9 protein-coding genes and 1 tRNA gene are annotated in these 7848 nt (G+C 75.3%); 4 read left to right on the top strand and 6 right to left on the bottom strand.

Translation table 11 applies throughout. The features are described 5' to 3' along the window. Together Q6969_RS10870 and Q6969_RS10875 are read left to right on the top strand one after the other, a co-directional pair. On the top strand, positions 1–219 hold a 219-nt coding region (locus Q6969_RS10870; RefSeq protein WP_317230450.1), incomplete at its 5' end, for a hypothetical protein. Between the two features lie 143 nt (positions 220–362). Continuing rightward, a tRNA-Met gene (locus Q6969_RS10875) sits at positions 363–436 on the top strand. Positions 437–566: 130 nt separating this feature from the next. Here Q6969_RS10875 and Q6969_RS10880 read toward each other — a convergent pair. The 5 genes from Q6969_RS10880 to lipB all read right to left on the bottom strand — a co-directional run bounded on the left by Q6969_RS10880 (position 567) and on the right by lipB (position 5527). After that, a complete protein-coding gene (locus Q6969_RS10880; RefSeq protein WP_317230451.1) occupies positions 567–1232 on the bottom strand; it encodes a peroxiredoxin-like family protein in 666 nt (221 codons plus the stop codon). Between the two features lie 177 nt (positions 1233–1409). Then, entirely contained in the window at positions 1410–3131 is a 1722-nt protein-coding gene (locus Q6969_RS10885; RefSeq protein ID WP_317230452.1) for an AarF/UbiB family protein, read from the bottom strand. Beyond that, a complete protein-coding gene (locus Q6969_RS10890; RefSeq protein WP_317230453.1) occupies positions 3128–3715 on the bottom strand; it encodes a PadR family transcriptional regulator in 588 nt (195 codons plus the stop codon). Before Q6969_RS10890 ends, Q6969_RS10885 begins: the two co-directional genes overlap by 4 nt. A gap of 127 nt (positions 3716–3842) precedes the next feature. Beyond that, a complete protein-coding gene (lipA, locus tag Q6969_RS10895) occupies positions 3843–4832 on the bottom strand; it encodes a lipoyl synthase (RefSeq protein WP_317230454.1) in 990 nt (329 codons plus the stop codon). After that, the gene (gene lipB, locus Q6969_RS10900) at positions 4829–5527 is read right to left on the bottom strand and encodes a lipoyl(octanoyl) transferase LipB (protein WP_317230455.1); all 699 of its coding nucleotides are present in this window, start codon (positions 5525–5527) and stop codon (positions 4829–4831) included. The genes lipA and lipB overlap by 4 nt, the downstream gene beginning before the upstream one ends. A gap of 116 nt (positions 5528–5643) precedes the next feature. Here lipB and Q6969_RS10905 point away from each other — a divergent pair, with 116 nt between their 5' ends. Both Q6969_RS10905 and Q6969_RS10910 read left to right on the top strand, forming a co-directional pair. Further along, the gene (locus Q6969_RS10905) at positions 5644–6537 is read left to right on the top strand and encodes a siderophore-interacting protein (protein WP_317230456.1); all 894 of its coding nucleotides are present in this window, start codon (positions 5644–5646) and stop codon (positions 6535–6537) included. Positions 6538–6679: 142 nt separating this feature from the next. After that, positions 6680–7342, top strand: a complete 663-nt coding sequence (locus Q6969_RS10910; protein ID WP_317230457.1) for a YitT family protein — start codon at positions 6680–6682, stop codon at positions 7340–7342. 19 nt (positions 7343–7361) lie between these two features. On the opposite strand, the gene Q6969_RS10915 is transcribed toward Q6969_RS10910, so the two are convergent. Then, on the bottom strand, positions 7362–7848 hold a 487-nt coding region (locus Q6969_RS10915), incomplete at its 5' end, for a DUF3817 domain-containing protein (RefSeq protein ID WP_317230458.1).

Here is a 7848-nt window from a genome sequence, read left to right on the forward strand (position 1 = left end):
GGCGGCGCCCCGGCCCCCCCCCCGCCCCCCCCGCCGCCCCCGACGCCCCCCGCCGCTCCGGCGCAGGACGTGCAGGCGGCGCTGGCCGCGGCCGGCCAGGCGCTGCAGGACCGCGAGGCGGCCTACGCGGCCAACGACCTCGTCGCGGCGGCGCAGGCCGACCAGCGGCTCACCGAGGCGCTGGCACGGGCCATCGAGCTGGGCGGCGCCGAGCAGTAGCCCGGCAGCTCACGAGACGGCCCCGGCGGCCCCGCGATGCGGGTGCTGCCGGGGCCGTCCTCGTCGCGGGGGAGGGCTCGACCCGTCGGCGTGGGCCGAGTGGTCATGAGCACCTCGGAGGTCTGGTAATGTATTCCTCGTAGCGCGGGGTGGAGCAGTTCGGTAGCTCGCTGGGCTCATAACCCAGAGGTCGTAGGTTCAAATCCTGCCCCCGCAACAAGATGAAGGCCCGGTCTCCTCGAGACCGGGCCTTCTGCGTTCCCCGAGGCTGCCGTTCCGGGGCTGCGTTCCCCGGGAACGCATGGCCCGGGGCGGGGGCGTCCCCGGGCAGCGGCGCCCCGGTACCGCTACCGGGTCGTGAGCGCGTCCACCGCGGCGACGATGTCGGCGACCTCCGTGCGCGTCGTGTAGTCCACGTGGACGTCCGCGAAGGACACCGTCCGGTCGGCGTCGACGACGATCACCGTGGGGAACGGGATGTCGCCCGTGCCGTCCGCGTTGCTGTCGGCCACGTCGAAGCCCAGCTGCGCGTGTGCGGCACGCGCCTCGGCGGACGGCTCCGTGACGAGGCCGAGCGCGCGCACGAAGGCGTTGGACGGGTCCGACAGCGTCGGGAAGTCGAGGCCCGCGCCGGCGACCGCCTGCGCGCTGCCCTCGGGCGTCTGCGGGCTGACGGCGACGAGCGCCGCGCCGCGCTCCCGGAGCGCCGGCAGCAGCTCGGCCTGGTACTGGCGGAGCGTGAGGTTGCAGTACGGGCACCACGCGCCGCGGTAGAGCACCACGACGGCGGGACCGGCGCCGAGGACGGCGGCCAGGTCGACCTCCGCGCCGTCGGGGTCGAGCAGGGTCGCTCCGGGCAGGCGGTCGCCGGGGGAGACGGCCCCCGCGGGGACGCCCTCGTCGCGCAGGGACCGCTGCTCGGCGGCGAACACGGCCGACAGGTCCGGCCCGATCTGCTCGGCGAAGCCGCGGTCGAACTCGTCGATCTGCGCCTGGATGGTCGTGTCGGTCATGGTGTCTCCTCGTGCCGTCGGGTCGGTGGGCTCACCGTAGGCGGGCGATCCGGGAGGGTCGCGGGCGCGGCGTCACACGGCGTCACGACCGACACCGAGCGGACAGGCGCCGGCCGGGGGCGACGCCGGTCGGACGCCGTGCCGGTCAGGCACCGTGCCGGTCGGACGCCGTGATGGTCACACCCCGCGCCGGCCCGGGAGGAGCGCCTGCGCGAGCGGGAGCACGGACACCACGAGGAGGACCGTGCCGAGCACCTCGTCGTCCGGGCGCAGGAGCACGCCGCCCGCGAGGAGCGCGCCGAAGACGAGGGCGGCGATCGCGCGGCGCAGCGTGCGCTCCAGGGCGCCGACGCGGCGCTCGAGCGTCGGGTCGCTGATGGGGAGGGCGCCGTCGTCGATGCGCGTGAGGAGGGCGTCCAGGCGTCCGGGGAGACGGGCGAGGGTGCCCGCGGTCTCCGACACGCGCGTGCCGAGGTCGCGCACGACGTTGCCGCGCTCCTCGCGGATGAGGCGCTGCGCGTACGGCTCGACGGAGTCCCACAGGTTGAACGCGGGGTCCAGCGCGCTGCAGACGCCCGACGTGAGGGACATCGCGCGGATGATGAGCAGGAAGTCGTCCGGCAGCTGGAACGGGAGCGTGCGGACGACGTCCTGGAACTCGTTCGCGAAGGCGCGGAACTCGCGGGGGTCGACCTCGCGCAGCTCCGCGAAGCCGAGGCCGCCGAAGCGGGCGAACAGGCGCGTCATGGCCAGCTCGAGCTGCGTGGTGTCGGCGGAGGGGAGGAGGACGCCGATGTCGCGGGCGGCGTCGACGAGGCCCTTGCCGTCGCGCGAGGCCGCGGCGATCAGCATCTTCCGGAGGCCGCGACGGGTGCTGGGCGGCACCTCGCCCATCATCCCGAAGTCGATGAAGGTCAGCGTCCAGCCCTGCTCCACGGAGCCGTCGGCCACCGGGGTGACGAAGACGTTGCCCGGATGCGGGTCCGCGTGGAAGAAGCCGTCGGCGAACAGCTGGTCGAACATGACCGCGGCGAACACGGGCGCGACGTCGACCGGGTCGATGCCGGCGGCCAGGAGCCCCTCGTGGTCGGTGATCTTGATGGCGGTGACGTCCTCGAGCGTGAGCACGCGACGGGTGCTGCGCTCCCAGACGATCTCGGGGACGGCGACGCGCTCGTCCGCGGCGAACATCTCCTGGAACCGGGCGGAGCTGCGGGCCTCGTGCAGGTAGTCGATCTCCTCGAGGCTCGTCTCGGCGAACTCCTCGACGAGCGCGGGCGCGTCCACCCGGTCGGAGACCAGCCGGACGTGCGTGAGCCAGCCGCCGATGCGCCGGAGCGCGGCGAGGTCGATGCGCACGATGTCGTCGATGCCCGGCCGCTGGACCTTGATGACGGCACCCGTGAGGCCCGTGTCCGCGGAGTCGAGCGGACCGAGGAGGGCGCGGTGCGCCTGCCCGAGCGACGCGGCGGCGACGGGGGTCTCGTCCACCCACGCGAAGGCCTCGGCGAGCGGCATGCCGAGCTCGCGCTCGGCCAGGGCGCGGATCTCGGGGAACGGCACGGCGGGCACCTCGTCCTGCAGGTCCTCGAGCTCCGCCGTGATCTCGGGCGGTAGGACGTCGAGGCGCGACGACATGAACTGCCCCACCTTGATCATGAGCCCGCCGAGCTCGACGGCGAGCACGCGGAAGCGGCGGGCGAACCGCTTCATGCGCCGGGTGCGCGTGCGGTCGGCGATGCGCCGGAGCCCCACCCGGGGGAGGAACAGCTCGTACCACCACGTGACCGCGAGGTTCCATGCGGCGAAGCGGAGGATGCGGCGGTAGCGGGCGCGCGTCTCCGGGGCGTCGGCCTCGGGAGGGGTCCCGGGGACGGCGCCGGCCGTGGCCGCGGTCACTCCTGGGCGAGGATCGCGTAGAGGCGGCGGCGGACCGCGTCGAGCTCGGAGACGGCCTCGGCGACCTGCGCCGGGCTGCCCGTGCGCTGGACCTGCGCCGCGGCCTGCGCGAGCGACAGGCCGGCCTTCGGGAGGGCCGAGCGGTCGTGGCGGTCGTGCGCGTCGTGCCCGTGCGCGTCGGACGCGGAGGCCCAGGGCGCCGTGATGCCGTCGCGCGCGACCGTGGACCGGCCCGTCTCCGTGAGGGCGTAGGTCTTGCGTCCGTCGGTCGTCTCGGCGGCGATCAGGCTCTCGTCGGCGAGGAGCTGGAGGGTCGGGTAGACCGCCCCGGCGTTCGGGGTCCAGGTGCCGCCGCTGCGCTCGGTGATCTCGTGGATGATGCGGTACCCGTGCATGGGCTCCTCGGCGAGGAGCGCGAGCACCGCGCGGCGGACGTCGTGCTGCCCGTGCGGGTGGGCGTGGTCGGCGCCGGCGCTGCCGGAGCCCCGCGCGTCGAAGCGGGCCCGGAGCGACTCCATCGCCTGCCATACTCCGTCGGCGGCGTCTCCGAAGGCGGATCCTGCGGTCGGGGAGGTGGCGGCCATGTCGAGCTCCTTGCTGTGGGGTGTGCGCGGTGCTCCCGACGATAGGCCGCGGACCTGGCCGCGGGCCCGGGAGGGGCCGGTTCGTCAGCGAGCCGACAGGTCCGCGGGCCCGCGGGACGCCGACCGGTCAGCCGACGGCCTGCGCGAAGCCGCGGGACGGGTCCGCGAGGTGGTCGAGCCCCGCCGGCAGCGCGCGTCCCTTGGCGCTCATCGACTGCGCCCACAGGCGCCCGGCGCGGTAGGAGGACCGCACGAGCGGACCCGCGAGGACGCCGAGGAAGCCGATCGCCTCCGCCTCGCCCTTGATCTCGACGAACTCGTCCGGCTTGACCCAGCGCGCGACCGGCAGGTGCCGGGGCGTCGGGCGCAGGTACTGCGTGACCGTGATGATGTCGCAGCCGGCGTCGTGCAGGTCGGCCAGCGCCTCCGAGACCTCCTCGCGCGTCTCGCCCATGCCGAGGATCAGGTTCGACTTGGTGATGAGGCCGGCGTCCCGCGCCTGCGTGATCACGTCGAGCGAGCGCTCGTAGCGGAACGCCGGGCGGATCCGCTTGAAGATGCGCGGCACCGTCTCCACGTTGTGGGCGAAGACCTCGGGGCGCGAGGAGAACACCTCCGCCAGCAGGTCCGGGTTCCCGGAGAAGTCGGTCGCGAGGATCTCGACGCCCGTGCCCGGGTTGTCGGCGTGGATCCGCCGCACCGTCTCCGCGTGCAGCCACGCGCCCTCGTCGGGGAGGTCGTCGCGCGCGACGCCCGTGACGGTCGCGTACCGGAGCCCCATGCGGCGGACCGAGTCGGCGACGCGGCGGGGCTCGTCGGTGTCGTAGTCCGCGGGCTTGCCGGTGTCGATCTGGCAGAAGTCGCATCGGCGCGTGCACTGGGACCCGCCGATGAGGAACGTGGCCTCCCGGTCCTCCCAGCACTCGTAGATGTTGGGGCACGCCGCCTCCTGGCAGACGGTGTGCAGGTCCTCCGCCTTCACGAGCTGCTGCAGCGCCTGGTACTCGGGCCCCATGCGGGCCCGCGTCTTGATCCAGTCGGGCTTCCGCTCGATGGGCGTCTCGGCGTTGCGCACCTCGAGGCGCAGCATGCGGCGGCCGTCCGGCGCGGCGCTCATGCGCGGGCCTCGGCGGGGACGGGGGAGGGGACGACGGTGTCGGGCATGGGGGATCCGTTCGGTGCGAGGACGCGGAGGAGGTGCGGGCGGAGGAGGGGGACGACGTCGGCGGGCGTGACCGTGCGGCCGAGCACGCGGCTGATCGTGGTGACCCCCGCGTCCCGGATGCCGCACGGCACGATGCGGTCGTAGGCGTCCAGGGCGTTGCTGCAGCCGAGGGCGAAGCCGTGCATGGTGACGCGCTCGGCGACGCGCACGCCGACGGCGGCGATCTTCTCGTCGCGCCCGCCGGGGCCGGCGCCCCGGATCCAGACGCCCGAGCGGCCCTCGATGCGGGAGGAGGCGATGCCGAGGTCGGCGAGGAGCGCGATGAGCACGTCCTCGAGGCGGCGCACGTGGGCGACGACGTCGAGGGGCTCGGGCAGCCGGACCACCGGGTAGCCGACGAGCTGCCCCGGGCCGTGCCAGGTGATGCGGCCCCCGCGGTCGACGTCGACCACGGGCGTGCCGTCGCGCGGCCTGTCCCCGGGCTCCGTGCGCCTCCCCGCGGTGTACACCGAGGGGTGCTCGAGGAGGATGACGGTGTCCTGCGCCCGGCCCGCGACGACGGCGGCGTGCAGGGCACGCTGCTGCTCGAGGGCCTCGATGTACGGCACGGAGTTGGCGCTTAGCCCCGTGACGACGATGTCGACCACGCGGTCAGTGTAGGCGCGCATCGCGGCTGGCAGCGAGCCATGCGCCGGGTGCGGCTCCGCCGGGCATCGGCCGCGCGCGTTGCGGGCGGGCCCGCCGGGGCGGAGGATCGTCCTCGATGACCGACGCGCCCGCCTCCGTTCCCCCGCCCGCCCCCTCCGACCGGCCCGCCCGCGCGCCGCGCGCCGCGCACGTCCTCGAGGTGATCCGCACCGAGCGGCTGAGCCCGCACCTCGTGCGGGTGCACCTCGGCGGGGAGGGGACGCGGTCGCTCCTCGCGCAGGCGGCGCCCGACCGCCTCGCCGCCACCGACGCGTACGTGAAGCTCATGCTGCCGCAGCCCGGCTCGGGCGCCGTCCCGCCGTTCGACCTGCCGGCGCTCCGGGAGACGCTGCCGCCCGATGCACTGCCCGCGGTCCGGACCTACACGCTGCGCCACGCGGATCCGGTCGCCGGCACCTGCGCGATCGACTTCGTCGTGCACGGCGACGAGGGGCTCGCGGGACCGTGGGCCGCGTCCGCGACGCCCGGGGACCTGATCCAGGCGAGCGGACCCGGCGGCATGTACCGGCCGGCCGAGGACCCCCGCGTCGTCCGGCTGCTCGTCGGCGACGACTCCGCCCTGCCCGCCGTCGCCGCGGCGCTCGCCGCGATGCCCGCCGACGCCCGCGGCGTCGCGCTCGTCGAGGTCGACGGACCCGACGACGAGCTGGCGCTCGCGGGACCTGCGGGGCTGGAGCTCCGCTGGATCCACCGGTCGCGCGTCCCCGACGCCGTGCCGGGCGCGCTCCTCGTCGACGCGGTGCGCGCCCTGCGGCTGCCCGACGGCGAGGTGGAGGTGTTCGCCCACGGGGAGCGCGGCGCGATGAAGGAGCTGCGGGCGCTGCTCCAGGACGGCTGGGGCCTCGACCGCCGCGCCCTGTCCCTCTCCGCCTACTGGGCGCTCGGCCGCGCCGAGGACCGGTTCCAGGCGGAGAAGCGCGAGCCCGTGGGCGCGATCTTCGCCGACTGACGGCGGGCTCCGGGGACGCGCGACGGGCGCGGTGCGCCGCCGCCCCGGTCGGCGGCGCACCGCGGATCCGCCATGCTGGTCAGTGCGCGGAACGCGGCACGACCGCCCGCGCGCACCCCGTCCCCTCACCCCGGAGACCGCCATGACCGCTTCCGCGTCCGAGCCCCTGCCCGCCCCGCCCGTCGTCGCCCCCGGCGAGGCGACCACCGCGGGCATCCCGCACTCCGTCCTCGAGGACGTCCTCGGGCTCCTCACCGGCACCTTCGTGGCCTCGTTCGGGCTGTTCCTCCTCCGGGACAGCGGCGCGGTCACCGGCGGGACCGCCGGCCTCGCGCTGCTGCTGAGCTACACGGGGGTGCTGCCGTTCGGGGTGCTGTTCTTCGTGGTGAACGCGCCGTTCTTCGCGCTCGCGGTGTGGAAGAAGGGGTGGCGGTTCACGATCCGGACGGCGGTCTCGGTCGCGCTGGTGTCGCTGTTCTCGACGCTGCACCCGCTCATGGTCACGGGACTCCAGCTGCAGCCCGTGTACGGGGTGCTGGCCGGGAACCTGCTCGTCGGGATCGGGCTCCTGGTGGTGTTCCGCCACGGATCCAGCCTCGGCGGCTTCAACATCGTCGCGCTGATCGTGCAGGAGCGCCTCGGGTTCCGGGCCGGCTACGCGCAGATGATCCTCGACGTGATCGTGATCCTGCTCGGCCTCACGGTCGTGTCCGTCCTCGGCGTGGTGCTCTCGGCCCTCGGAGCCGTGCTGCTCAACCTGGTGCTCGCCCTCAACCACCGGCCGGGGCGCTACACCGGCATCTGATCCGCGGGCGTCGCGGCGGTCAGGCCCCGCGCGCGGCCGTGCCGGCGGTCGTGCGCACCGCGTCGTCGGCGCCTGCGGCGGGGTGCCGGAGGTAGCCGCGGCGACGCAGCCCGACCTCCACGGGGAGCGTGGCCAGGGGCGGGATCGCGGCGAGGCCGGCCACGAGCGCGGGCTTCCAGCCCCAGCGCAGGCGCGCCGCGGCGACGAGCGTGACGATCACGTAGAGCACGAACGCGGCCCCGTGGAGGCGGCCGAACGCGTACACGCCGAGCTCCGTGGTCTCGGTGACGTACTTGAGGAACATGCCGACCAGGAGGCCCGTCCAGGTCACGGCCTCGATGACGGCGATCACCGCGAAGGCGCGGCCGGTGCGCGACGGGCGGTCGGAGCGCTCGCGCGTGCCGCGGAAGAGCGCGGCGATGCCGGTGCGCGCGGCGGATCCTCCCGTGCCGGAGGCGTCGGACGGCCGGGCGGGCCGGGCCCCGGTCTCGGCGGGGCGGGCGGCG

This window comes from Clavibacter sp. MX14-G9D (genome assembly GCF_032917815.1).
GTDB classification, from domain to species: Bacteria; Actinomycetota; Actinomycetes; order Actinomycetales; family Microbacteriaceae; genus Clavibacter; species Clavibacter michiganensis_K.

What these genes read in the sequence shown, in the direction of transcription:
- Q6969_RS10890 (WP_317230453.1), bottom strand. Translation starts at nt 3,715, where the DNA reads ATGGCCGCCACCTCCCCGACCGCAGGATCCGCCTTCGGAGACGCCGCC.
- Q6969_RS10910 (WP_317230457.1), top strand. Translation starts at nt 6,680, where the DNA reads ATGACCGCTTCCGCGTCCGAGCCCCTGCCCGCCCCGCCCGTCGTCGCC.
- Q6969_RS10905 (WP_317230456.1), top strand. Translation starts at nt 5,644, where the DNA reads ATGACCGACGCGCCCGCCTCCGTTCCCCCGCCCGCCCCCTCCGACCGG.
- Q6969_RS10880 (WP_317230451.1), bottom strand. Translation starts at nt 1,232, where the DNA reads ATGACCGACACGACCATCCAGGCGCAGATCGACGAGTTCGACCGCGGC.
- lipA (WP_317230454.1), bottom strand. Translation starts at nt 4,832, where the DNA reads ATGAGCGCCGCGCCGGACGGCCGCCGCATGCTGCGCCTCGAGGTGCGC.